A 25,727-nucleotide genomic window follows, 5' to 3' on the forward strand; every position below is an offset into this window, starting at 1 on the left:
TATTATTCAATTACGCCTGACTCAATGATCTCAATATCTGTTGTTAATTTTATCTTCATATCAGGATATTGTTTTTTGAAAGTTATAAAGTGCCAACCTTTTTCACGCCGCCTAACTTGATCACCAAGACCAAGAGGATCTATTTGTAACCGCTGAAATTTCGCAATAATTTTTTTGCATCTTTTTCAACATGCATTTTAAAAGTCTTTTCAATTAATTCAATATTTGGCTTTTTACACGGGACGAAATCAACGGTGCAAGAAGATCTTTAGGAATCATCTGATAATGAAACGTTAAAACTTAGTTCAGGTACAGGAAGCCTTCTTCTGATTAAATAGACATTGCTGTCCAAGTTTTCGATAAAAGCTTCTTTAGGACCGATTACTGAGAATTCAATTTCTGATACAGATACAGGACGGTTAGTAGAAAAATTTTCAGCCCGGATAACCGCACATTCCTCGTCGTATCCACCAACCTGTACAACAATAAATCCTCTTAATAGCTTGTTTTGAATCTCTTTTATATCATTTGTAATCGTTACACTTTCAATTGGAAGAATATCCTTTAAGTCTTTTAGCGCTTTAAAGTCCTTGCTGTGAATGAGGTAAGGGAGTACATCACGATGCAATAATTCTCCATCGATCATCGCTTTGTAATAAGAGATGAATATCTTATGATAAACGGTCTTCTGCGGGTAGTGAATAAAGTCAGCAGAGTCCTTAGCATTGATTAGTTCTACGATGTTTGCATATGTATTATTTGATAGATCGATCGTATGACTCTGTTCTTTCGGTTTCTTTTTTAACCATTTCATCATGATGATAGTCCCCTCTTTCCTCTTATTTAATATGAGAAAAGACATGGCTAAATATACAAAAAGGCATTCGGAGCTGATGCTTGGAATGCCTTTTAAACCATTTGTTTAAACAAGTGCAGTTTCTATATTATGGCTAATAAAGGTCCCAATGTCTTCTCCGCTGCAAATTTTTAAGAAAGAACCTTCCTGATTAAAATCAAATAGATGGATGGGCAAACCATGGTCTCTTGCCAGAATGAGTGCCGATTGATCCATTACTTTTAAGTTATTGCGAATCGCTTCGTCATAGTGCAGAGTAGCATATTTTCTCGCCTCTTTAAAACGATTAGGATCACTGTCATACACTCCATCAACACCTTGTTTTGCACAAAGGATAGCATCGCAATTCATCTCGAGTGCCCTTTGTACAGCAGGATAATCAGTCGTAACATACGGCTGGCCGTTTCCTCCTGCAAAGATGACCACATACCCTTTGTTTAAGTGATGAACGGCTCTTAGCCTAATATAAGGTTCTGCAACTGCACTGATTGGAACCGAACTCATTACCCTAACTTCCCGGTCCATTTTACTGTTCAAAACACCTCTTAGCATTAAGCTGTTAATGACGGTTCCAAGTGTGCCTATCTGATCGGCTTCTACTCTTTCGATCCCCCAATATTCTGCTAAATTTCCTCTAAAGATATTCCCTCCGCCAACGACGATTGCCACTTCAATTCCTTTATCAATTACGGATAAAACTTCTTTTGCTATGTGATTTAAAGAAAGATGATCAAACCCTGTTCCCTGATTCCCAGCAAGGGCTCCGCCACTTAGCTTAATTAAAACCCGTCTATAACGCATCTTCTTCTCCTCCTGTTCCTCTATACAAAAAAAGAACAAATGACAATTAATTAGTCATCTGTTCTTCCTGGTTAAAAGACGGCGGATATTTTGAGTTCTGCTGCACTATTTTTTGTACATTAACCATCAATACCGCCTCCTCTACTTCTCTTCTTTCATTATATACTTACCAGCTTGGGTAAGTGAAATTTAAATATAATAACCATAATTAAATTGAAATTAAACGTTTGACCATTTTTTTGAAATATAGACACGTTACCTATGCCTTTTTAGTAACAAGATACATATAATGCATGGACAAGAGTAGTCAAAATCATTATCAGGAGGAAATATTTTTGAAAAAGAATGACTGTCCAACAGAACTTTCTTCAAGAGAGTTATGCAAATTATTAGGCCAAAAAATCCAGGTTAATACTGGTGGTCCAGAATCAAGAGCAGGGAGATTGGTCTGTGTAGGCAAAGACTTCCTTGCTATTGAATCGAAAGATAGAGATGGTAAAGGAAAGGGGAAAGATAAGGGCAAAGATAAGGATCATAAAGATAAAGAACTAATCTTTTATCAGCTTCGCCATGTAAAAGCCATTGTCCTTGAAGCAGATGAAATTTGCTTCCGGCACAATCCAAAGAGATGCACCAATGATACATTCTGTGATGTATTAAAGCATTTCATCAAACACAAAGTAAAAATTAATCGTGGAGGACCAGACAGCGTTACAGGTGTACTTGTTGCAGTAAAAGGCAGTACGATTGAAGTAATCCGAGGCGACGAAGTCATCTTTATCACCATTAAGCATATTAAGAGCTTCAGCCAAGTTGGCGGATGTAAAGATGAAAGCAGCAGCAGGCATAAAAAAGAGTCTTCAAATAAAAAAGAGTCTTCAAATAAAAAAGAGTCTTCGAATAAAAAAGAGTCCTCAAACAAAAAGGAATCTTCATCTTCTTCATCTTCATGGTTCGATAAGAGTGAGTCTTCTCACAAGAAAGAATCCTCTCATAAAAAAGAGTCTTCGCATAAGAAAGAATCCTCTCACAAGAAGGAATCTTCTCATAAAAGAAGCGAATCTTCCTCTTCATCGTCTAGCAACTGGAAGAAGAGAAAAAAGTCTAAAAAACACGGTGAACGACCACCAAGATTAGCAGGTCTTGATCAAGGTTGGTCCAAACTGTAAATGTAATGAATAGTCCTGTTTTTATCTGAAAACAGGACATTTATTTGCTTAATTAAAGGTTGTCTATTTCGTATGCTTTTTTTCTAGAAGCTAGATTATTTATGATAGGAGGATAGTTTTGAGCATTTACAATAAGTTTATTGGAAAGACCGTTGAACTTTCAATCAGCGGGAAAAATAGGATTATAGGAATGATGATCGATATTGGTTCAGATATCATTGTTGTTTATGACGGTGAGCAATTTATCTATGTACCTAAAATGCATATTCATTGTATTAATAGCAGTACAGAAAACGAAACAGAAATTGAAAAACCTAAAAGCGTTCCTATTAACTTAGAAGAGGAAAGCATTTCTTTCAGAAAAATATTAACAAACGCAAAAGGGTTATTTTCAGAGATATTTATCACTAGTAATCAGTCCATCCACGGATATATCACAAACATTATGAATGATTACTTCATTTTCTACTCACCTGTTTATAAAATGATGCTGATCCCGATGCATCACCTTAAGTGGCTCATTCCATATAAAGAAAGTGAAAGACCCTATACACTCACAAACGAAGAATTGCCATTAGTACCGTTTAACTTGACATTTGCCAGAACGTTTACAGAACAATGTAAAAAATATGAAGGAAAGCTCGTTATCTTCGACTTAGGAAAAGACCAAAATAAGATTGGCAAATTAGTTAAACTCGATAATGGTCAAATACAGTTGACAATTAAGAGGAATAAGAGTGTTTTTCTAAATATCCAGCATATAAAAACGCTTCATCTTCCTTAGAAATAAAAAAACTTCGTATTGACGAAGTTTTTTGCTTGTTTAATATCTCTATGAAAAATGGGTCAGAACCAATGAACTTAGCAGCCCTATGGATGTAATCAAACCAACAGCCGATCCTGCATCTTCATGAGCTTCTGGCAGCATCGTAGAAGCTACCATAGCCATAATTGCTCCGCCTGCAAATGCACCGATCAATGAAAGCGTTGAAACAGATGCATCTTCTAATAATATAAATCCCAGTAAAGCCGCAATTGCAGAGATTAAGAAAACAGAGATCCACATTCCTATTATTTTCTTTTTGGAGAACCCCTCTTTTAGCAATCCGATCGAACTGGACAACCCTTCAGGAAAGTTACTTAAGAAAATGGCGACAACGAGCAGCCAGCTAACCTTACTTTGTTCAATGAGACTCGCGCCTATCAAAACAGATTCAGGTATAGCATCTAAAAGGGTACCAAAATAGATAGCCATGCCTACACCTTTCACCTTTTTGGAACCTGACTTTTTTCTTTCATGCCCACCTTTCCTTGATAAAATGCTGTTTATTATAGTAAAAATGGCAGAACCGGAGATAAATCCGATTGCAGTTATCTTTAAGTTGCTTTGTTCAACTGCTTCTATTAAGAGTTCGAAAGAAACAGCTCCAATTAAAATACCTGTTCCAAACGCCATGATCCAGGCGGTCCATTTCTTAGGAATATGAAAGGCAAGCCCTGTAAAACATCCCAGTAATACAGCCGAACCTGCTATCCCTCCCCAAAAGGCGGCTTGCAGCATTCTTTAACCCCTCTCTTTTTCTTATCACCTTATCCTTAAAACATTTTTTATATACGCATAGAAAAGAATAGTGAACGCAAAGTCGCGTCCACTATTCATAAGTTATATTTAAAAATCGTTGCGTTTAGGATCGTTGTTCTTATTAATACCAAACTCATCGCTTGGTGTATTTAAATGATTAAACTGACGATCACGTGCAATCGTATGGGGTTTTTCTAAATCAACATTCGCTGATTCGTTTTCAGTTTTAGAGCTGTCCGTTCGAAAATCTTTTAAGCTTGTTTTATCTTTCCACTCTGCAGGATCAGGACTTTGAATGGTTGTTTGCTCCATTCTTCTGCTTAGTTTGTTAAGCGTACGTCCCGCTGCTTCGCGGCCGCCTAGTCCAAAAGCAAGTCCAAAGGCAATGGTGAAACCGCCCAAGATAAGAATGAACGCAGCATTTACGATTGTCTTAGCAACGCCAAGCTGGTCAAGAGCCATAAAGAAAGCTAGCGTAATAATCGTATATTTCGCAATGTTTCCTAACAGCTTGCCCTCTGTTTTTTGTTTTACCATGCTCATAACCACACGTTTTACGAGGTCACCTGCATAGAATCCAATCCCAAGAACAAGTACCGCTGTAAGTACCATTGGAATGTAAGCTAAAACAACTGATAAGATACTAACTAAGCTTTCAAGGTTTACAAGCTGAAGTGCTTCAATCGTAAATAATAAAACAACTACAATTTGCGCAGCGTAACCAATAATTTGAGAGATGGAAAGTGTTTGATCACTCTTATGAAGAGATCCAAGCCCCATCTTATGGAAGATCCCGTTAAAGCCAACGCGTTCGAGCAATGAAGTTACGGCATTTTTAACCCATTTTCCAATCCATATTCCGGCTGCAACTAGAATGATTGCAACGATAATGTTTGGAATCATATCCATAATCTGTCCTAGCATTCCGATAGCAGGTCCAGAAATTCCTTTAATATCAAGCGTCTCAAGCGCTGAGATCACAACTGGAATCAAAATAAATACATAAACAATCGTACCAATGATTTGTGATACAGATGTTTTATCTAAAGCGCGTTCAGCACCTAATTTAGACGCTAAGCGGTCGGTACCAATACTTTGTAAAAAGTTTACTAGGATTTCTTTTACAACCTTGGCTACAATCCAACCAACAAACAGGATAATAGCAGCTCCTAGCAGTTTAGGTAAGAATGCAAAGAATCCAGTCAGCATTCCTTCTAACGGTTCAGAAATTGCATCAATGCCTAGAGCAGCTAATACTGCAGGCAAGAACAGAAGCAATGTAAGGTAAAAGACTGCTTTGGATGCAGAAAGTACGGCTTTATCAGACTGTCCTGGATCACGAGTTAGTTTCCATCGATTAAGAAGTCTTTCGAAGGATGTGTTCTGACCAAGTTTTTTTACTAAGATTGATAAACCAGAAGCAATTAACCATGCAACTGCTGCAATTAGCGCAGCTTTTAATAAATTTGGAATCGCAGCTGCAATAACACCTAAAGCGTTTGAAATAGGCTGTGCTACATACGGAAGGCTAAGCATGTTCAAGAACATGACAATAGCAACAGCCATAAGAAGCCAGAAAACTATTTTACTGATGATTTCTTCTGAGGAATACTTGCTTGACCTCGTTTTTTCAACATGATCACCTTCTGAATCAGGTTTCATCCATCTCGCTACTTTATTATCAAAATCTGTTTCATGCAGTGCCTTTTTCACTGCTTTTGAGACTAATGAGGCGATGAGCCAGCCAATTAATAAAACAAGAATAGCTAGAAGTAAATCTGGCAATCTCCCTAAATAAGCCATCCAAGAATCCATTACTCCGTTGTAATCGTACATTTTCTTCCTCCTTTTAAGCTTAGTATGAATACCTCTTCATAAGCTCTACTTTCCCAATGAGAAAGACAGCTAAACTCAAAGCTTAAAAAATGGGGGTGAGGATATTACAATTTTAATCGACTCGTATTTAATACCGTTATTGTTGTTTTGTGCAAACGCTTTCAAAAAGGAGCGTCAAACATCGTGCAATCTCGCACCAATTGTTCTGGGATATACCGGTTAGGGAAAGCTACGGATTTTTTACACCGTCTAAAAGTGGTATATCTGGATGAGCCTAGCTATTACGAGTACAGGAAGTTAAATAAGAAAGCTGGCTCCAATTCGTTCATGAACGAATGAAGCCAGCTTAGTTTTTTATTTCTTGATAACGCCGCACAATACACGGTCACCAGAATTTCCGGCAGGATCTGTTTTGTAATCATCTGCTTTATCGTGAACGACGAGTGCAGTTCCTCCATTTGCAAACAGCGAGTTTGATTTTCCTTCTGAAAGTGTGACCATAGTAGCCAGCACTTCATCTTGAATAACTCCGCTTTCGTCCGCCGTAATATTTTGGATATCACCGACATGCGGGCCTTTTGGATTTAAAAAGCCATGCTTTTTATCCGTAGGGTTAAAATGAGCTCCTGCAGACTTAAAATCAGGCGGTGTGCATATTGCCTTTTCATGAAAATGGATCCCGTGCTCACCAGGCTTTACGCCAGTGGCGTTTACTTCTACCGATACACCCTCAGCAGTTTGGGTTAAAGTAGCTTCTCCCGCTTTTTTCCCTTTAGTGTCTACGAGATTTACAATATATGCCCCGCCTTTTACCTTACTGGATGCAGCTTGCGACACTTCCATATCATGATTTTTATGCTCGTCTTTATTCTTGTTTCCGCATGATGCTAAGACAATGACCAGCATGATTAACAATATAGTGTTCATTATTTTTTTCAAAGACCTTACCTCCTGATGATTAGCGATATTCTATTTTCCGCCCAATCATCAGAACTTTAAACATCATTTTAAAGAAAATGAGTTTCAAGCATTGTTTCTTTGATTTTTTCATTTTCAAGGTGCACAAAATAGGCTTTTGCTTTTTCTCTAGAACTTACAGCGCGGTGCAGCTTTCCGTTTATAAAATGCAGTGCGGCTCCATCATCTGCTGCATAACCGTCTTTTAATCCTTCTTTTATCAGATTGTGATATGCAGGTCTTCTCTCTTCTTCTCCGTCATAATGAGGACAATGACTTCCTTGGATAAACCCCAAACATTGAAGTCCGCGAAGCGGTCCAAAAGAATCTGTCACACCTTCTTCAAACCAGCAAAGTGACCCTGCACTTAGTCCCGCTAAGATTTTGCCATCTTCATACGCTTTTTTTAAAAGTGTATCCAGCCCCCATTCTCTCCAGAGTGCAAGTAAGTTCTTCGTGTTTCCTCCGCCTACATATAAAATATCCTGTTTCTTTACAAACTCTTCTAAGTTTTGGGGAGGAGAAAATAAAGAAAGATGCTCTGGCACACATTTCTCCGTTTTAAAGGCTTTATAGAAGCGTTCGATATAGCCTTCTGAATCTCCGCTTGCAGTCGGGATAAAACAAATATTAGGTTTTTCAGTTTTTGATTGCGCAAGTATGTAATGATCAAGCTTTTTGTTTTCAGGCTCCATCGAAAATCCGCCGCCACCCATTGCGATTATTTGTTTCATACTGTTTTTCACTCCTTTTTATGAGATTTCGCCAGTTGACATCTAACTCCTGTTCTATGAAGCTTACTATCTTTCTAGGAAAAACAAATTTCATAAAAGTTAAAAGTAATTTGACGTATTTGATGAATAATTTGAAAAATATTGATGATATTTTGACAAATTTTAATGATAATTTGACCAAATCACCATATAATTTGACCAAATTACTTTTCCAGCTAAGAATGTACACCTCAGACAGACACTGCCTATAAAAAGGAACACCAGCCGCTTCGACACGGCTGGTGCTCTCTTTTAAACATCTCTTCTTAATGCTTTTAATACGTCTACTGTTGTTGCTTTAGCTGCTGGTCTCCACCCGGATAGTAATGTAACACCCATACAGATTGTAACCGCAATGGCAGTCAGACTCCACGGAATATAGGACAGCATAAATCCTTCCGGCGGTTTTTCATTAATAAACTGCTCAAAAATGATAGGGAGCGCAAAGTTTACGCCATAACTAGTTAAATAGGCTAGAAGTGTACCTAATCCCACACCCCACAATCCGATATAGCCGCTTTCTAATAGAAAAATTCGCTTAATCGTTTTAGGAGTAGCTCCAATTGCTTTCATGATCCCAATATCCTGTGACCTTTCTATTACGGCCATTGTCATCGTATTAAATATTCCGATAGATGCAATGAGAACCGCAATCGCACCGATAAAAATCAATCCTGCTTTAAATAAGGTGAAATAGACATTCATCTCTTTGAGTTCTTTAATAATGGAATACGTCAGGTAATCCAGCTTTTCAATTTGGTCTGTTACTTCTTGAACATCATCAACAGAAGCCGTGAATGCTTTTACTTCACCATAGTTCTTTAACTTATCAGAGGATGCGATTTTAGGATCTTGTTTTCCTAAAATTGAGATTACTTCATTGTATAAATCTTCAGTAATGAATACGGAATTATCATGTGCCCATTCCCGTGCCGGCTTTTTTCCGATTCCGACAATTTTAACATCCAATGTTTGGACAGGATTATCCAATTTAATAGCAGGATTATCTGTCTTCATATAGTAAGTCAGTGTTTTGTTCAGCAATTCACCATCATAGCTGAGTTCCTTCATCTTTTTTTCCGCTTCTTCTTCACTTAATCCTTCCAAATAATTTTCTGGAACATCCTTTCTCAAATCCTCTGCAAAATGATACCCTACCACAATTTCATTTTTGCTCTTAGGCATTCGTCCTTTATCTAATTCGAAGCCAGCTTTTTCTTCAGATGGCATATGAGCACTCATCACGTTGGCAAATGTATTATATTCACCAGAAGATAGCTGGTTTGCCGGTGTATATTTTTTTCGTGTAACAGCTTTAACGCCTTCAATCTGTTCGAGTTTTTTGACATCGTTTTCCGTCATCATGCCGCCTTCTTTTTGAATTTGAATCTCATTTACCATGCGGAAGCTCATTACGTCGTTTACTGCTGTTTTATGAATCGCAAAACCGATGGATGCCAGCATGATTAAAAAGGCACATCCGATTGTTGACGCTAAAATCGTCATCCAGACACGCGTTTTATTTTTCTTCATATTGCTACTTACAAATCGGTGCTTATCTTTGAACTTCATGAAGCATTCTCCCTTCTTTTAAATAACCGTCAATGATTTCAACTTTACGATGAGCAATGGAAGCTACCTCATGATCGTGTGTAATCATTAAGAATGTAATTCCGTATTTTTTGTTAAGTTCTCTTATAAAAGATAAAAGTTCTTTTTCATTTTCCGAGTCCAGACTTCCAGTTGGTTCATCCGCCAAAATTAGCGGCGGGTTCAAGATTAGTGCTCTTGCTATACTGACACGCTGCTGCTGTCCACCTGAAAGCTCGCCCGGATAATGGTTTCGAAACGCTTCAAGACCTACACGCTTTAACATTTCATTCGTTCTTTCTCTTCTTTCCTTCTCTCCCACTCCCTTTAAAACGAGTGGAAGTTCCACATTTTCAAACGCAGTCATGGATGGAATAAGCTGAAAACTTTGAAAGATAAACCCTAGATGGTTAAGGCGAAACTCCGCCCAATTTGATTCTGAAAATCCGCTTACTTTTGTTCCATTGATCGTGATCGTCCCGACTTCCGGCTGAATAAAACCAGAAATCAAGTTTAATAGAGTTGATTTTCCAGACCCGCTTCGGCCTACAACGGCAACTATTTCTCCTTCTGCAACATGAAGGTTCACATCATGCAGTACAGGAACGATATTTTCTTTTCCTTTCCTTCCGATCTTAAAAGCATAAGATAAATTACTTACAGAAATCATTTCCCCACCCCTTATGTATTAAGTGTACTATTTATCATAATACACATATACCATTCATGATTATTAAATGTCAATACATTCCCATGGGATTTTTTTAAAAAAGGATTTATAGGGAAAGAGTAGTATAGTAAACAAAGGCAAACATCAAGGAGGGGCACATATGTTAAAGTGGCAGTCTAAAGAGGGTTATACGAAACTATTAAAAGATCTTGTATCCATACCCAGTATCACGAATCATGATGGGGAAATGTTTATGGCTGAGCATCTCTACCATACTCTTTCTTCACTTGAATATTTTACGAATCATCCTGATCATGTTCGCCATCACCCAACTCCTGATGGCAGAAAGCTAATAACAGCATTCGTTCAAAATGATCCAGCTGTCAAAGAAACAATCATTCTTTTAAGTCATTTTGATGTTGTAGCTGTTGAAGATTTTGGCGAATGGAAGCATCTAGCCTTTCGTCCGGATGAATTAAGCGAGAAAATAATTGAAAACAAACATCTTCTCCATCCTTTTGTTCAAGAAGATCTGAATTCTGGCGACTGGCTGTTCGGAAGGGGGACGATGGATATGAAAGCCGGCGTAGCACTTCATATATCAATGATTGAAAAAGCAGCAACCGGTCACTTTAAAGGCAATGTTCTTATGATTTCTGTGCCGGATGAGGAAGTTCATTCAGAGGGTATGCTTGCTGGTGTCAGTGTTTTGCGTCAGCTTCAAGAAGAATATGATATTAAATATATCGCCTGTCTAAACGGGGAACCGAGTTTTACAAAATATCCTGGCGATACATCACCTTACATGTATACCGGTTCTACCGGAAAAATTCTTCCTGGTTTTCTTTGCTATGGAAAAGAAACACACGTTGGAGAACCTCTTGCGGGGATGAATGGAAATGCTATGGTGGCTGAGATTACGAGAGAATTGGAATGGAACGTAGACTATGTTGAAACATTTCGTGATGAAGCAACACCAGTACCTACTAATCTCATTCAAAAAGATTTAAAAGACCATTATTCTGTTCAAATTCCACATGCAGCTGTAACGCTTTTTAACTTAATGCTTTTTAACAGACCGCTTTCAGAGATTACCTCTATGCTCATAAAAAGTGCTGAAAAAGCTGCAACAGCATTGGAAAACAGACTTTATAAAAAAAGTCAGGAAGTATCTAAGATTGTTCCTTTTACACCTAAAAAAGAAAAAATTAAAGTCATTACTTTTAATGAGCTCTATGAACACGCAGTAGAAAAATACGGTCAGGAAGAGCTTGACCGAAGAGAAAACATGCTGCAAACGAACAATCCTAATGCAGATGAACGGGAGTTAACTATTCAATATGTGTTTGAGCTTGCCAGCCTCTGCAGAGACATGGCGCCAATGACCGTTTTATTTTACACACCGCCTTTTTATCCGGCTGTCTGTTCTAGTGATCATCCACTCATAAAACTTACAACAGAAAAAGTGGTGCAGCATGCTCAAGAAAAGTTCAACAGCAGGCTCGTGAATGTTCACTATTTCAGTGGTTTATCGGATCTAAGTTATATCGGTTTTAAAGGAGATGCACGTGATCTCTCCTCATTCACAAGCAACTTCCCTCTCTTAGGATCACGATATAACATACCTTTTGATGACATGAGGGAGATAGATATTCCAGTAATCAACATTGGTCCTCTAGGCAAGGATGCTCATCAATGGACCGAACGCCTTGAAATTAATAAAGTGATAGATGAAACCCATCCATTGATCGTATTCGCAATGGAAACTCTGTTTGAAAACAAACAAAGTTAAGACAAAAACCAGATCCTGTAATTGGATCTGGTTTTCTCATTATGCAGAAAAATAGATGCTTTTTATCTTTTCAGCAATCTTTTCAATATTGTTTGCCACTTGCTGCACCCCGTACCCCATATAGAGCGGTGATGTAACAAAACGAGGCATAATCTTACAGTACGTGGTCCCCTCATTTTTATAGAAAAATAAATTGTAGCTTGTACAGTTCCTATGAAAATGGTTGAGTAAAAAATGAGCTCCAGCTTGAAGGCAATCAGCGAATAAGGAAAGCTCGGTGTATTTTTCCCAGATCACGTTCAGTTCGTAAAAACCTACACGAGGTTGATTCGAAACCGTAAATCTGACTCCTTCCTTTTCTATGATTGGAATTCCGTCAAACTGGCTCACTGAAAAATCATGCTGGCAGTCTACCTCATTTAAACCGATAATCTGCATGTGCGGATGCCGGATAGTCCCGCCGGATAACGGTCCATGGTTTTTAAAAAACATTACCGAACGGTATTTCCCGCTTTGCAGCATCCGTTCCCAATGTTCTATTCCAAAAGAAAGCACCTTATAGAGATGTTCTTTCGTATAATTAGATAATTCGCCCTCACATTCGTCCGTTTCAATTAAAACCGTTTGATAGGCTTGATCGAGGACCGTATACTTATTTTTCACTAGAATAATTGAACCGCTCTTATCGAGAACTTCTTCCAGCTCATCAATGCGACAAAAAGGACAAGGAATTTCTTTGTTGCGAATGCTGTTTGGTTTCTGTGCTCCTATATCAGTAAAGAAAGTTATATGTGTGTTTTTCATGCTTTTCACCGCTTTTGTTTGTTTGCTTTGTATCTTCTATTTTTATTGAACATTTCCTTTTAAATGTTGATTATTATCAGAAATTCGTTCCCATTTTAATATACCTTCTTTTTTATCAATTGAACCAAGCGAGTCAAATCCGAATTCAACCTGAAGTCTGGCAGCAAGCATGTCATCATCGGTTGATCCTGCTGTATATACTTTTACATTAACATAATTCCAAAGCGCTCCCAAGTAATCCTGCGCTTCATATGGTTCATTCATTGTTAAGTGAGATACTTCTTTTAAGTATGATTTAGTTAAATCTATCTGGTCATCTCGTGACAAATTATCTGGGAATATAATGTGAACCGTTAATGTATCACCTTTTTGGTAAGCATCTATTCCTGTAACATCATGATAGTTTCTCATATCATGCCTTGCTTTTGTCAAGATGGCCTGATTAGCATAAGGAATCTTCACCATTTGTACAGCATCCTTTTGCTCATCTGCTTTCGGCGGTGTGCTCTGTGCAAACTGAATAAATATAAAGATGAACGCTACTCCAAGAGCCAAGCTTAGACTTTGGTGAAACCAATGATACAACCAGCTTTTTGGAGCAGGAGGTCTGTTTAGTTCACGGGTCTTCTGCAGAACCTTCTGTCTATGCTCTTCTTTAAAAGAAATATTTTTCATTCGGCCATTGTTTAATATCTCAGGCAGCTGCTTTAGAGGATCTTCCATGATTTCATCTCCCCTTCTCCAATTTACGCCGCAGCATCTCTCGTCCGCGTTGAAGCAAGGTCCGGATTGTCGGCTCTTTTTTATGTAAAATCTGGCTGATTTCATTCACTGACAGTTCTTTATAATAGAAAAGCAATATAACTTCGCGATATTTAAGTGGAAGCTTTAAAACTTCATCTGCCAAAGCTTCGTGTTCACTTTTTTGAACGATAGTAAGTTCGGGCGTCATAGCAGAGGACTGTTTGGATTTTCCCAGGCGGTCAATGACATGAATGTACTTTTTCCATCCGCTTCTTAAATAATCTTTACATAGATTAACGGTTATGGCGTATACCCATGTCTTTACAGATGATTCACTCCTGAAATTGTCTTTATGTACAAAGCATTTAACGAATACTTCTTGGGCTAAATCCTCTGCAAGTTTTCTGTCTTTAACGTATGTATAAGCCAGCCTGATCACTTTGTCTTCATACAGTTCCATGATTTGTATCAGCCATTCTTCTTGACTTAGACCTTGTGAAAAAAACTCCTGACCCCCCGTTTTTGGTATGATTTTCAAGTCCTCTCCCCCTTTCGTCTCTTATATATATAGACGATTGCCGTTATACTTTTTATTCAAAAATTTTAAAGGAAACTTGGCTGACGCAAGCCTTATCCGTCAGCCTTAGTTGAACTTATACTTTTTTCCTGAACTTGTTAACTGCATCTCACATCAATCAGCTAACAAGTTATACTTTCTTAACGTGTTAAAAAGATGCTGTGAAAGGAAATGCTATCGGCTGCTTGGCAACAGGAAGCTTTCCCTTTACCATCAGAGTTCCCTGTTTCTTTTTTGTTTCTAAAGAGTGTGTTGGTACCAATTGATCAGGCGTGAAATAGATTTCTAATCTATGAAACACTTCTGGGATGACATTACAAATATCAGCGAGGCTTATAGCCGACTTGCCAATCACATCATACAGCTTTAAAATTTTGTCTTGCACCTCATAAACGATTAATGCTTTAAGTGTCACACTATAAAACGTCTTTTCTGAAAAATAAGGATTATATAAATTAAGAAAAAGTGAATGTTCATAGTGCACAGGTGAAAAAATACGCGAGTTGGGACGCTGCTCAGCAAAACAAGACCTAATAACTTCAGCATCCTCTTCTAGGGTAAAGTCCATCTTTCTTAGCAAACTATTTTTTAAGCTTGGATTCTGGTAAGCCTCTGATATAAATATATGTTCTTCCACCTTTTCAAACCCATACTTTTCATAAAGCGCAGGATTTTCCGTCTGCAAAAAGATCAGAGAGGAGGTATTTTTGAGGTCCTCTAATACTGTATTCATCAATTTCTTCATATACCCATTACCTCTTTCAGCAGGATGAGTCATGACAGACTGTATGCCTGCTGCTGTTACTAACTCACTATCTATGATCCATTGCATGGGTATTACGGAAACATTTGCCACTGCACAGTTCTTCTTAAAAAGTGTATATGGACAATAATCCGGATTCCAAAAACCTCTATTATGGTAGTCGTTGAGCATAGATGCAGGAATGCCAAATACTACATCAAACAAAGGATAAAGAGCTTCTCTATGCTGTTTATGTAAAGGGTTACTTTTTTGTAACGTAATATCCATAGTTATACCTACTTTTTTATGTAATCTATCAATCTAAATATACCACGTTAATTCCATTAAAATACAAATTGTTACACAATCAAGTCGAATTATGTTTCATAGTGTAATATTTTGAAATATAAATGTAATATTATTTCGCGATAATTGACCATCAATCAATGTTATAATCACTTTTGTAAAGAAATTGGCAACATTTGCACTTACAAGGAGGAGTACCCATTTTGAAACGCAAGCTTGTGATGGCTACATTGTCTCTCAGTCTAGCATTCAGTACATATACCGTATCGGCAGAAACCCTGTCTTCTATAAAGAAAAAACAAGAGCAGAACCGCTCTGAACAGAATAAAACAAAGAGCGAATTAAAAGAAAATCAAAATCAGCAAGATTATATGGTTAAGCAAATAGAAGAATTAGAGTCTTCCATAGGTAAGACCCTTACCCAAATCGGAAACAAAAAAGAATCTATTAAAGAAACAAAAGCTTCAATTGAAAAGCTGAAAGAAGAAATCGAAGTGCTTGAGAAGAGAATCAAAGAACGTGACGAACTTTTAAAAGAACGTGTAAGTTCTATGTATGAAAGCGGCGGAGCAGTAAATTATCTGGATGTTTTATTAGGCGCAAAAGATTTCGGTGATTTCCTGGATCGCGTATTTGCTCTTAACGTAATAGCTGAGCAAGATAAAGCGATTTTAGAAGAGCATAAGCAAGATAAAGCTTCTGTTGAAAAGAAAAAGGGAGAAGTTGAAAGTGAACTTACATCCCTTAATAAAAGCTTAAATGAGCTTGAAGGACTTAACCAAAAACTGAAAGACCAAAAAAAGCAAAAAAATGCTCTTCTAGCACAATTGGAAAAAGAAGAAGAACATTTACATGATCATATTATGCAATTGGATGAGAAAAACGAATTGCTGTCTGCGCAAGAAGCTGCTATTAAAGCGGAAATTGCACGTGCGAAGAAAGAGGAAGAAGAACGTAAGAAGAGAGAAGCGGCTGCAAGAGCCGCTGCAGAAGCAGCTGCAGCAAAAGCTAAGGCGGAAGCGGCTGCAAGAGCAAAAAGCTCTTCAAACTCTGGTTCTTCAAGACCAGTTTCACCTCCGCCTGCACCAACACCAGCTCCAACTCCGGTATCTCGTGATTTCATCTTCCCTACACAAGGGGTAATCACGTCAAACTTCGGATATAGAAGCTCTGGAATGCACTATGGAATGGATATAGCACAAGGCGGAAGCACTGTACCGATTGTTGCAGCTGCATCAGGCACAGTTTCTAAAGCTTATTATTCTAGTAGTTACGGTAATTGTGTGTATATCACTCACTATATTAACGGTCAATTATATACAACGGTTTATGCTCATATGAGAACAACTCCAGCTGTAAGATCGGGACAATCAGTTTCACAAGGTACGTTCCTTGGCTATCAAGGAAATACAGGCGCTTCACGCGGCCAGCATCTCCACTTTGAGCTGCATAAAGGACCTTGGAATGCTTCAAAGTCAAACGCGGTTAACCCAAGACCATATATTCAATAAAACACATAAAAGGACGCAGAGATTTTTATTCTCTGCGTCTTTTTTATATGACTCCCCCAAGAAGCCGGCGGACCGGATGCCGTGTGTATTCCGACATCAGCCTGTAATTCGGCCGGATAATCTCTGCTGTTAAAAATGCTGGCACTGTAGCGCCAGGCCTTCTTTTTTTATTGAGTACATCGATGATCTCACCGATTGTACCCGTTCCGATTCCATGTCCGAACACTAGACCGTTTCCAAGATCAATCACATTCTCTCCTTGCCATTGCGGTGTATTAGGATGATGGTCAGGATTTCTGATATATCTCACATCTCCTGGCATGGATGAACCGGATGGCACCGCTATGATCTGCAGGTCTTCATCGTGCTCCGTGCTATAAAGAAGCAATCCGTTAAATAATTGATTAAACATTCTCGTTCCTATCGTTTCAAGGACTGCTTTATACAGCATGATCATGATCGCAGTAGTACATTCGAAGCCATACCTTTTTCCATTAATGAATATATCCGTTATGGCATCAGAAGGATTCACATCCGGCCGAAGTAAGAACCCGCCATAAGCGGTACGTCTCCAATATTGAGGATTACAGCGAGCATTTACAAATGTTGAAAACCCCGCACCGCTGTCGCGCATAGCATAGGCTGCAGCAACGATATTCGAACGCATAATCACTTCAAACAAAAATTGGTGAGGACTTCTGTAATAAAAAGACTCTCTAGAGTTTTTCAGCTTCTGACCGATCTGTTTCTGGGCGGATGTCAGCTGGTTAAAACCCGAGATTTGGGCAGTATCTACGGAATAGCCATTAACAAAAATCAATTCTCTCCCCCCTGTCTGCACAGGATATTACATACTATGGCAAGGGGAGAAAGTTGGTGTTTTTTAAGCTCCTCTATTTTGCAAAAATTCAAACTTTTGCTGAACACGAATCGTTTCGTTTTTCTGTTTCATCTTTTTATCTCGGCTGGTTCTTTTCACATTTCTAGTTTGCAAGTGGATTTGAAATCCTTCAGCTATAAGCTGAAAGGCATAGATGGCAACACCAAACATAAGGATAGGACCTAAAGCGATTGCAGGATTTGCTTGTATATATGTGTAATAGTTCCCTACCAGCCCTGACCATTCGTTGGATAATGATTTTGGCGGATCAGCCATAAATGGATTGAAATCAATATCTGTTCCTCCAAAAAAGAGTTTTAAATACCCTAGTTGCGTAAAGATAATCAGCACTTGAACACATTGCTGACACCACACAATAACGAGTTTTGGCAACAGATGAGGCATTACGTGTTTGTTAAAGATTCTCCACCTGCTTGCGCCTAATACATTTGCCCCTTCAATAAAGTCTTCTTTTAAAGTAGAAGCCATCATATTGCCGATCATTGAACCGAGCAGCGGTACAACCAGCAATGTTAAAATTATTATTTCAAGCACGACGCGTTCCGCAAAGGAATAAATAAAATACGGTTCCATCTCCGGCATTTTTATCTGTTCTTTTAGAATCGGGCTCAGGATAAAAACAGCTATGATTGTAAGTGGAATAAAATAAAAGGAACTCAGTAGTTGATCTAATGCTTTTCTTATCTTTTCAGGCATATAAAAAGCTAAGGGTATCCCTACTGCAAAACTAAATAAGACCCTAAGTATTCCAATGACGATTGCACTTATTAAAGTAAATTTAGCCCCTTGCAGTACCTTTGCTGCCGTATCATAGCCAAGAGGATCAGTACCCAAAGGAAACATGATGGATGGTTCGAACGGAGCTGCATCAATAGGTGTCATATTTTCATCATAAATAACTTGCACTTGCCTTACATGACTATCAAAAAACACCGAATATATAATACTTGAAGCAATAAATCCAAAAATGATTAATAATCCAGTCCTAAATTTATTTTTTTTTATCAATTTAATCACCTCTTATATAGAGGAAATTTCCTATTTTTATAGGATGGTTTTAAAGGAAAGGCTTGAGATTCACTTGTTAGTTTTGTTACTTTAACATGACTTGTATGGAGATGCTGATGATTGCAAAACCGATCCAAAATTTATAGCTTCTTACTATAAGGCTTCACCTCTTTTCGAATATCTCATTATCGTCCACTCGAAAAGTGCAAATATCAGGAAGAAAGGAATAACCAGCAGGATCAAGCATGCCGCAAGCATTTCAGGCCTGAAATCATGATACATATAGTGTGTGATGCCATGAATATTGAATATGATTTCTACCAGCAGCAGATTGGAGATCATAAACCAAAGAACGGATTTAGAAAAATGGAAGATCCCTTCACTAGTATTTCTAGTTACATGGAAAACCAGCACGTAAAGTCTGCGCATTCCTTTAGCTAAGCTTGTTTCTACGTATTGTTTTCCCATTTCGTCTTCTGTCATCAGAATCATCATTTTATAAAAATAGACAAAAGGCAATATCATTAAACAGGTTATGGGAACAAAATATATCCTATCATCTGCCCCTAAAGAAGCTACATTAGATACTAATATCCCAGTCTTTTTGTAGATCAGAACGATTCCCATCTGCACGAGGGCAAACACGAGAAGATCCGGCAGCGATTCTAAAAAAGTAAGGAAATTTTTTACAGTTTTTCTGATGATGCTAGGCAGCATCAACGTTCCCCACGTTAGAATTTGAGCCATACAAAATGCAATAAATAATGCCCCAAAAAGAATCGTTAACGAATAAAAGTAAGGACCCCATATATCATTCAAAAATAAACGTTCCGTTCCTTGATTGAAATATGTCATTTCATCTAAACGAACCATCTCTATGAATACGGCCTTCACTTTTTCAAAATAAGCTGTTACATTTTTATTTATGATTAATTCAGGCAGTCCGCTGATTAATATGATAGAAAGTACCGTAAGTAAAAGCTGTAATAACAGTTTTTTTGCTATTTTCATCCCGCTCCTCCTCCCTTATTCTTCTATAGACGATTTGTTCCCTAAAAATCATTCATCTCTTTTTCCATTTGAAGGATAAAAATGATAAAACAATCCATATTAAGGAAGAGAAAATATGGAATCGAGGATTCGAGATGTGGAAGAAAACTGCTTTGGGGGCATTGCTTGCTGGCTGTCTTATTTTTATAAACCCTGATCCTTATCAAGCAAAAGAGCCATTAACTTATTTTCCGATCGTAAAAAAAGGGGAAATTTTAAAATGGAGCGAAGTAAGCAAACTGCTCCCAAAAGGATCTGTATTTAAAGTGATTGATCTTGAGACAGGATTTTATTTCAAGGTACAGCGAAGAGCCGGAAATCAGCATGCTGACGTCCAGCCTTTAACCCATGATGATACTGCTGTCTTAAAGCATTTGTATAATGGCAAATGGAGCTGGAACCGCAGGGCAATATTAATCCCTGTAAAAGGAAGGATGATCGCAGGAAGCATGCACGGTATGCCCCATGGAGCAGGCGCTTTAGAGAACGGCTTTCCTGGCCACTTCTGTATCCATTTTTCTGGCAGTTCAACACACCGCTCAAGAAACATTGACCCTTCTCATCAGCTAATGATCTATAAAGCTGGCGACCAGCTAAACCAGTATGCTTCAGGTGCCAGTGCAAAGCAAGCAGTCTCCATGTTTTTAGTTGGAATGAAACAGCAGGATTATAAAATTGCCAGACCCGTTTTAAGTTCATCTTTGGCGAATAACACAGAGATTACCGGGCTCTTTAAAGGGATAACGAGCATGCAGTATGAAATAAGAAAAAAAAGTTTGAGGTACCCTCCTATTGTACGAACAGAAATTTCAGCTAAAGTTAAACAGTATGGGGAAAGCGGCAAATTGTCACGAACGTATACCTTCTTATTAGAGCGTAAATCCATGACTGATGGATGGAAAATTATTGAAATTAAATACTAAAAATCCTTAAGCAAATCGCTTAAGGATTTTTTGTTGAAGCCAAAAACGAATGATATCTAAAAAAAATTAATAAATGTTCGTATTTTAGTTGAAATCATACTGTGGAATTGTTATATTTACCAAGGGACAAACAATTTAAGAAAATTATCTATCTTTCAAGGGGGATATTATGAATACCCATTACGATGTGATTGTTGTTGGTGCAGGTCCTGCTGGAATTTTTACAGGCTATGAGCTTACGAGACAACTACCGGATGCAAAAGTTTTATTAATTGATAAAGGTCATGACATTTATTCAAGATCTTGCCCAATATTAGAAAAGAAAATTAAAAAATGTCCGCCAGCTGCTGGTAGAAAAGAGTTTGCCGGATGTTTACCCGCTTGTTCAATTACAAATGGTTTCGGCGGCGCCGGCGCTTATTCAGATGGGAAATTCAATATTACCTCCGAATTCGGTGGATGGATGACAGACTATCTTTCAGAAGAAAAAGTAGTAGAACTTATTAAATATGTAGATGAAATTAACTTGGAGCACGGCGCAACGGACTCCATTACAGACCCTCTTACACCAGAAGTAAAAGATATTGAAAAACGCGGCTATGCTGCAGGTTTAAAGCTTCTGCGTGCACAAGTGCGTCATCTTGGAACCGAGCAAAACTTACAGATCTTAAAAAGCATCTATGAGTATTTAAAAACAAGAATTGATATGAAATACAAAGCTGAGGTTGATGACATAATCACTGAGCGCACCGAAACAGGATATGCAGCAAAAGGAATTTTGTTGAAGGACGGAACCTCACTTACTGCCGAAAAAGTTGTTATCGTTCCGGGTCGTGACGGATCTTCATGGCTCACCAAGATACTAAAGAAGCGGCGCATAAAAATGACCGCAAACCAAGTTGATATTGGTGTACGTGTAGAAACATCCAACCTTGTTATGGAAGAGATCAATGAACATCTGTACGAAGGAAAGTTTGTTTTCAATACATCGGTAGGAACAAAAGTCCGTACATTTTGTTCAAATCCCTCAGGTCATGTTGTCGTTGAGAACCATTCTGGAATTATGCTTGCAAACGGCCATGCATATAAGGATCCTAAACTTGAAAGTGAAAACACAAACTTTGCTTTGCTTGTATCCCATCAGTTTGCTGAGCCGTTTGATCAGCCGACCGAATATGCACATGAGGTTTCAAAATTAGCTAACCAGCTTTCAATGGGCGGACTGGTTGTACAAAAATATGGTGATATCCTAAAAGGCCGTCGTTCCACTGAGAAACGCATCAAAGAAGGGTTTCTGCGTCCAACATTAAAAGAAGCTGTTCCAGGAGATCTTGGGCTCGTACTTCCTTATAACACCATGAAGAGCTTAATCGAAATGACTGAAGCATTAGATAAAGTTACTCCAGGAATCGCATCAGAGCATACACTTTTTTATGGAGTTGAAGCAAAATTCTATTCTGCACGTCCAATGCTGGATGATAAATTCGAATCAGAAATCGGCGGACTGTATGTTGGCGGAGATGGAGCTGGGATCACTCGCGGTCTTGCACAAGCCAGTGCTTGCGGAGTATGGATCGCACAAAATGTCGCTGCCAAGTTAAAAGAAAAAATACCTGCTATGGTGTAATAAAAAAAACGATGCATGAAAGGAGATTTGATCCTTCTGCATCGTTTATTCTATATTATATTAAGTTGAGAAAATGACGATTCTGCCTCTGATTAGAGCAATGATAAAACCAACAACTGCCCCGATAATAGCTGGTATGAGCCATCCAATTCCATCGGCATACAATGGAATATGAGAATAGATTTGTTCGATCGTGCCAAATTTTAACCCAAACGCTTTTAAGCCATCCGCAATGGATACCAATGCAGTTGCAATGATGGAACCAAGATACACTTCCTGACTTCCTGAGAATGTGTCATGGAAAAAAGATAAGATAATTAGAACAATAGCTATAGGGTAAATCGCTGTTAAAACTGGTACAGACACAGTAATTAACTGGCTTAGACCTACGTTTGCTACACCCGCACTAAAGATGCTTAACACAAGAATAACAATTTTGTAGGGAAGTTTCGGAAACATTTTATGTGCAAATTCACCGGTAGCTGTTACAAGTCCAACGGATGTTGTTAGACAAGCAAGTGCTACAGCAAGACCAAGTAAAAGACTGCCTGGTCCTCCAAATAGCTGAGAAACTACATTAGTCAAGATTTGTCCGCCATTCTCTGATTTACCAAGTCCTTGACTTGTTGCACCTAGATAAGCCAGAATTCCATAAACTCCTGCTAAGCAAACAGCAGCAATTACACCCGCTTTTACCACCATACTGGTTACTTGTTCTTTTTTCATTCCAGGCTTATTAACCGCCGTGATAACCACAATTCCAAAAGCCAATGCACCTAGCGTATCCATTGTTAAATATCCGTCCATAAAGCCTTTTAAAAGCGGGCTGCTTCCATACTCTGGTGACGGCTGTCCTATCTTACCAACAGGAGTAATAAGAGCTTTTACAAGAACAGAACCAATAATAAGCAGCAGCAATGGCGTCAAGATATTTCCGATTCGGTCTACAAGTTTTGAAGGATTCAATGCAAGCCAATACGTTATGACAAAGAAAACGACCGTAAATAGGAATAACGGCAGCCCAGTGCTTATTCCCTCAGGCAAAAATGGCAAAGCAGCCATTTCAAAGGCTACCGTACCTGTTCTTGGGATCCCAAAGAAAGGCCCAATAGCTAAATATAAGATAATGGCAAAAACAGAACCGAAAAGCGGGTTAACTCGTTCGGTCAGTGTTTGCAAACCACCGCCTGCACGCGCCAAAGCGATAACCCCTAATAATGGTAACCCTACACCAGTTATAAAAAAGCCAATCATGGAGTGCCAGACCATATCACCCGCTGCCTGCCCCAATGCTGGCGGAAAGATTAAATTCCCTGCTCCAAAAAACAATGCGAACAACATTAAACCCACCGAGAGTGTTCGTTTCTCCATGTTTTTTTCCACCTCCGTGGTCATTAATTAATATATTTTTATCGAAATTTGTCGAAATAATTTAAATTCCATATGTATTTGTATCACGATTCACGATTGGAGTCAATATTCAGATATAATGAATTTTCTAACAAATGATAACAAAAAGTAAGGACTGAGTAATTCTCAGCCCTTTTGTCACTCATTAACGGTCAGTCGGGAAAATACGTCGAATCGTTTCATTGAATTCTTTAACAAACCCTGAAACCGGGTTCCCCTTTTCAATCTCATCTGTATAACCTTGCATACGATCGATAAAGTCAGGATTTGTTGATACAAACACGTCATTAATTTCCGGATCAGTATTTCTTACAGCATCCGCGATCTTTTTTTCCGTTTCTTTCGAAAGCTTCTCGCCCTCTCCGCCTTCAAGCTGAGCTGCAACATAAGCATTATTTTCAGTAACGATTACTGTTGCGTCTTCAACTTCCTTTAAATCCGTTACTTTGTCAGCAGCTTCATCTGCTACATCCATGCGGGTATTCTCGTCAAACTGGTTGTCTGTACCCATGTTCATGTTCATGTCCATGTCATTGTCATTGTCACGGTCACGGTCACGGTCCGCACGATTGTTGTAGTTGACATCAGTCAAGTTGTCGCGAGCCTCTTCTCCCAAGTCCCTGTCGTTATTGTTCATGTTACAAGCACCTAAGAAAGAAGACAGCATAACTGCCATTGAGGTAACCAAAATTGCCTTTTTCATTAAGATGACACTCCTTTAATATAATTTTTGACTGTCATCTAATAAAATTTGTAGGTTCGAGGGAAAATATACATGGTAACTGAGTTTTAATGCTTTTATCCATACAAAAAACCGCTCCTTTTAGGAAGCGATTTTTATTTAAACCATTCGTTTGAGTAGGTACTTTTATTCTTCGGCTTAAAGATCAGCCATGCAATAATGCAAAGCGCAAGCAATGAGAATGCATAAATCCCGATTTTATGAGTAATATCCATAACAATATACCAGCGTCCCGCAAGCTGATAGCCGATAAATATGAAGAATGAACACCAGAAAACAGCGCCGCAATAGGCGTAAATGGCAAATTGTCTAAATTTTAAAGAATACATGCCCGCAAAATAAGCTGTAAGATGCCTGACGCCAGGAACAAAATAGCCGAAGAACAAAGCAGTTTTTCCGTATTTTGAAAAAAAGCGCTGCGTTTTATTTATTTTCTCATCTGAAATTCCGATTTTCGGACCTAATTTATACAATAAAGGTTTTCCGCATACCCTTCCGAAATAATAGCTTCCCGTAATACCTGTTAGCGCTCCCAAATATGCGCTTAAAACAGCGGAGACCATAGGCAGGTCGCCTGCAAATATAAAATATCCGATTGTAGCCAAAAGAATCTCATCCGGGATCGGCAATCCTATAATACCTAAAGCTAATAATAGAATGATTCCAAAATAGCTGTATTGATAAATGATATTAATCAAGTCAAATTCCATGACGTCACCAACTTCTTTTTTTACACCTTCTACCATTGTAACGATAATATGGGGTATTTGGAAAGAGGAAAACAAAAATTGCTAAGAAAATGTGTCTATCCTAACATATGCATATTGGGACGAGACGGATACTAATTCAAATAGAAGACAAATCTCCCCACGCATAACATTCTTCGTATAATTCTTGCTTTCCGATGGTAATTAACTCTTCATCTATCTTTTTCCCGTAAAGTGTAATATATGCCCGTTTTGAAGGATTTTCTTTTAATACCCAAACGATCATACTATTATTCCCTTCGTTTACAAGCTGCTGGCTAAAGCATTTAAACAGCTTTGTTCCATATCCTCTTTGCTGAATTTCTTTTATAAGGTAGAAAGCATAAATTTCACTATCATATGGATGTTTTGAACGGATCGCACCCCCCGAAATAAAACCGCAAATGTTGGATTGTTCATTTTCAAGCACATAAACAAGATAGGAAGGTCCCTTTGACAGCCAATCTTCCCATCTTTTTATTCTTTCAGGTATAGACATATTCAATAAATAGTCTGAATCCACTATTCCTTTATAAGATTCCTGCCAGCTTCTAACCTGCACTTCAGCAATGTTGGCCGCATCTTCTTTTACAGCGGGACGGATTTTCAT

25 protein-coding genes and 1 pseudogene are annotated in these 25,727 nt (G+C 38.3%); 6 read left to right on the top strand and 20 right to left on the bottom strand.

Annotation, left to right across the window (positions count from 1 at the left end; genetic code table 11):
• Window positions 1-2 precede the first annotated feature (2 nt).
• From M3196_RS22195 to pyrH, 3 genes and pseudogenes are all read right to left on the bottom strand, one after another.
• Window positions 3-173: pseudogene (locus tag M3196_RS22195) on the bottom strand (Ger(x)C family spore germination C-terminal domain-containing protein); the annotation flags it as partial.
• A 95-nt stretch (window positions 174-268) separates the two neighbouring features.
• A complete protein-coding gene (locus M3196_RS06710) occupies window positions 269-817 on the bottom strand; it encodes a spore germination protein (protein ID WP_251321452.1) in 549 nt (182 codons plus the stop codon).
• Between the two features lie 105 nt (window positions 818-922).
• The gene (gene pyrH, locus M3196_RS06715; RefSeq protein WP_251321453.1) at window positions 923-1,657 is read right to left on the bottom strand and encodes a UMP kinase; all 735 of its coding nucleotides are present in this window, start codon (window positions 1,655-1,657) and stop codon (window positions 923-925) included.
• Between the two features lie 335 nt (window positions 1,658-1,992).
• Here pyrH and M3196_RS06720 point away from each other — a divergent pair, with 335 nt between their 5' ends.
• Window positions 1,993-2,826, top strand: coding sequence for a hypothetical protein (locus tag M3196_RS06720; RefSeq protein WP_251321454.1), 834 nt, complete (start codon window positions 1,993-1,995; stop codon window positions 2,824-2,826).
• Window positions 2,827-2,944: 118 nt separating this feature from the next.
• Window positions 2,945-3,610: a DUF2642 domain-containing protein gene (locus tag M3196_RS06725; RefSeq protein ID WP_251321455.1), complete on the top strand. Its 666-nt coding sequence runs from the start codon at window positions 2,945-2,947 to the stop codon at window positions 3,608-3,610.
• Window positions 3,611-3,658: 48 nt separating this feature from the next.
• Here M3196_RS06725 and M3196_RS06730 read toward each other — a convergent pair whose 3' ends face one another.
• The 6 genes from M3196_RS06730 to M3196_RS06755 all read right to left on the bottom strand — a co-directional run bounded on the left by M3196_RS06730 (window position 3,659) and on the right by M3196_RS06755 (window position 10,234).
• Window positions 3,659-4,387 carry a ZIP family metal transporter gene (locus M3196_RS06730; protein WP_251321456.1) on the bottom strand — a complete coding sequence of 243 codons (729 nt, stop codon included), beginning with the start codon at window positions 4,385-4,387 and terminating at the stop codon, window positions 3,659-3,661.
• A gap of 108 nt (window positions 4,388-4,495) precedes the next feature.
• Complete coding sequence (locus tag M3196_RS06735; RefSeq protein WP_251321457.1) at window positions 4,496-6,244, bottom strand: mechanosensitive ion channel; 1,749 nt, start codon at window positions 6,242-6,244, stop codon at window positions 4,496-4,498.
• A 354-nt stretch (window positions 6,245-6,598) separates the two neighbouring features.
• Complete coding sequence (locus M3196_RS06740; RefSeq protein ID WP_251321458.1) at window positions 6,599-7,183, bottom strand: superoxide dismutase family protein; 585 nt, start codon at window positions 7,181-7,183, stop codon at window positions 6,599-6,601.
• Window positions 7,184-7,251: 68 nt separating this feature from the next.
• Window positions 7,252-7,935 (bottom strand): peptidase E, encoded by a 684-nt coding sequence (locus M3196_RS06745; protein WP_251321459.1) that lies wholly within the window; start codon window positions 7,933-7,935, stop codon window positions 7,252-7,254.
• Window positions 7,936-8,226: 291 nt separating this feature from the next.
• Window positions 8,227-9,546 (bottom strand): ABC transporter permease, encoded by a 1,320-nt coding sequence (locus M3196_RS06750; RefSeq protein ID WP_251321460.1) that lies wholly within the window; start codon window positions 9,544-9,546, stop codon window positions 8,227-8,229.
• Window positions 9,530-10,234: an ABC transporter ATP-binding protein gene (locus tag M3196_RS06755; RefSeq protein ID WP_251321461.1), complete on the bottom strand. Its 705-nt coding sequence runs from the start codon at window positions 10,232-10,234 to the stop codon at window positions 9,530-9,532. Before M3196_RS06755 ends, M3196_RS06750 begins: the two co-directional genes overlap by 17 nt.
• Before the next feature lie 160 nt (window positions 10,235-10,394).
• Between M3196_RS06755 and M3196_RS06760 the strand changes: the two genes are divergently transcribed.
• Entirely contained in the window at window positions 10,395-12,026 is a 1,632-nt protein-coding gene (locus M3196_RS06760) for a M20/M25/M40 family metallo-hydrolase (protein WP_251321462.1), read from the top strand.
• A gap of 39 nt (window positions 12,027-12,065) precedes the next feature.
• On the opposite strand, the gene M3196_RS06765 is transcribed toward M3196_RS06760, so the two are convergent.
• From M3196_RS06765 to M3196_RS06780, 4 genes are all read right to left on the bottom strand, one after another.
• Window positions 12,066-12,830: a DUF4931 domain-containing protein gene (locus M3196_RS06765; RefSeq protein ID WP_251321463.1), complete on the bottom strand. Its 765-nt coding sequence runs from the start codon at window positions 12,828-12,830 to the stop codon at window positions 12,066-12,068.
• 42 nt (window positions 12,831-12,872) lie between these two features.
• Window positions 12,873-13,553 (bottom strand): hypothetical protein, encoded by a 681-nt coding sequence (locus M3196_RS06770; protein ID WP_251321464.1) that lies wholly within the window; start codon window positions 13,551-13,553, stop codon window positions 12,873-12,875.
• A 4-nt stretch (window positions 13,554-13,557) separates the two neighbouring features.
• Window positions 13,558-14,112: a sigma-70 family RNA polymerase sigma factor gene (locus M3196_RS06775; RefSeq protein WP_251321465.1), complete on the bottom strand. Its 555-nt coding sequence runs from the start codon at window positions 14,110-14,112 to the stop codon at window positions 13,558-13,560.
• Between the two features lie 187 nt (window positions 14,113-14,299).
• A complete protein-coding gene (locus M3196_RS06780) occupies window positions 14,300-15,181 on the bottom strand; it encodes a GNAT family N-acetyltransferase (protein ID WP_251321466.1) in 882 nt (293 codons plus the stop codon).
• Between the two features lie 221 nt (window positions 15,182-15,402).
• On the opposite strand from M3196_RS06780, the gene M3196_RS06785 reads away from it, so the two are divergent.
• Window positions 15,403-16,710 (top strand): murein hydrolase activator EnvC family protein, encoded by a 1,308-nt coding sequence (locus M3196_RS06785; protein WP_251321467.1) that lies wholly within the window; start codon window positions 15,403-15,405, stop codon window positions 16,708-16,710.
• Between the two features lie 43 nt (window positions 16,711-16,753).
• On the opposite strand, the gene M3196_RS06790 is transcribed toward M3196_RS06785, so the two are convergent.
• The 3 genes from M3196_RS06790 to M3196_RS06800 form a co-directional block, all read right to left on the bottom strand.
• Window positions 16,754-17,530, bottom strand: coding sequence for a protein-glutamine gamma-glutamyltransferase (locus tag M3196_RS06790; RefSeq protein ID WP_251321468.1), 777 nt, complete (start codon window positions 17,528-17,530; stop codon window positions 16,754-16,756).
• Window positions 17,531-17,593: 63 nt separating this feature from the next.
• The gene (locus M3196_RS06795; RefSeq protein WP_251321469.1) at window positions 17,594-18,619 is read right to left on the bottom strand and encodes an ABC transporter permease; all 1,026 of its coding nucleotides are present in this window, start codon (window positions 18,617-18,619) and stop codon (window positions 17,594-17,596) included.
• Window positions 18,620-18,772: 153 nt separating this feature from the next.
• On the bottom strand, window positions 18,773-19,630 hold the full coding sequence (locus M3196_RS06800) for an ABC transporter permease subunit (protein WP_251321470.1): 858 nt from the start codon (window positions 19,628-19,630) through the stop codon (window positions 18,773-18,775).
• A 134-nt stretch (window positions 19,631-19,764) separates the two neighbouring features.
• Between M3196_RS06800 and M3196_RS06805 the strand changes: the two genes are divergently transcribed.
• Together M3196_RS06805 and M3196_RS06810 are read left to right on the top strand one after the other, a co-directional pair.
• A complete protein-coding gene (locus M3196_RS06805) occupies window positions 19,765-20,592 on the top strand; it encodes a hypothetical protein (protein ID WP_251321471.1) in 828 nt (275 codons plus the stop codon).
• 169 nt (window positions 20,593-20,761) lie between these two features.
• Window positions 20,762-22,219, top strand: a complete 1,458-nt coding sequence (locus M3196_RS06810; RefSeq protein WP_251321472.1) for an NAD(P)/FAD-dependent oxidoreductase — start codon at window positions 20,762-20,764, stop codon at window positions 22,217-22,219.
• Between the two features lie 60 nt (window positions 22,220-22,279).
• On the opposite strand, the gene brnQ is transcribed toward M3196_RS06810, so the two are convergent.
• The 4 genes from brnQ to M3196_RS06830 all read right to left on the bottom strand — a co-directional run bounded on the left by brnQ (window position 22,280) and on the right by M3196_RS06830 (window position 25,727).
• Window positions 22,280-23,590 (bottom strand): branched-chain amino acid transport system II carrier protein, encoded by a 1,311-nt coding sequence (gene brnQ / locus M3196_RS06815; protein ID WP_251321473.1) that lies wholly within the window; start codon window positions 23,588-23,590, stop codon window positions 22,280-22,282.
• Between the two features lie 184 nt (window positions 23,591-23,774).
• A complete protein-coding gene (locus M3196_RS06820) occupies window positions 23,775-24,332 on the bottom strand; it encodes a YhcN/YlaJ family sporulation lipoprotein (protein ID WP_251321474.1) in 558 nt (185 codons plus the stop codon).
• A 134-nt stretch (window positions 24,333-24,466) separates the two neighbouring features.
• Complete coding sequence (locus tag M3196_RS06825) at window positions 24,467-25,081, bottom strand: DedA family protein (RefSeq protein WP_251321475.1); 615 nt, start codon at window positions 25,079-25,081, stop codon at window positions 24,467-24,469.
• Window positions 25,082-25,217: 136 nt separating this feature from the next.
• Complete coding sequence (locus M3196_RS06830) at window positions 25,218-25,727, bottom strand: GNAT family N-acetyltransferase (protein ID WP_251321476.1); 510 nt, start codon at window positions 25,725-25,727, stop codon at window positions 25,218-25,220.

Source organism: Fictibacillus nanhaiensis (assembly GCF_023715445.1).
GTDB classification, from domain to species: domain Bacteria; phylum Bacillota; class Bacilli; order Bacillales; family Fictibacillaceae; genus Fictibacillus; species Fictibacillus nanhaiensis_D.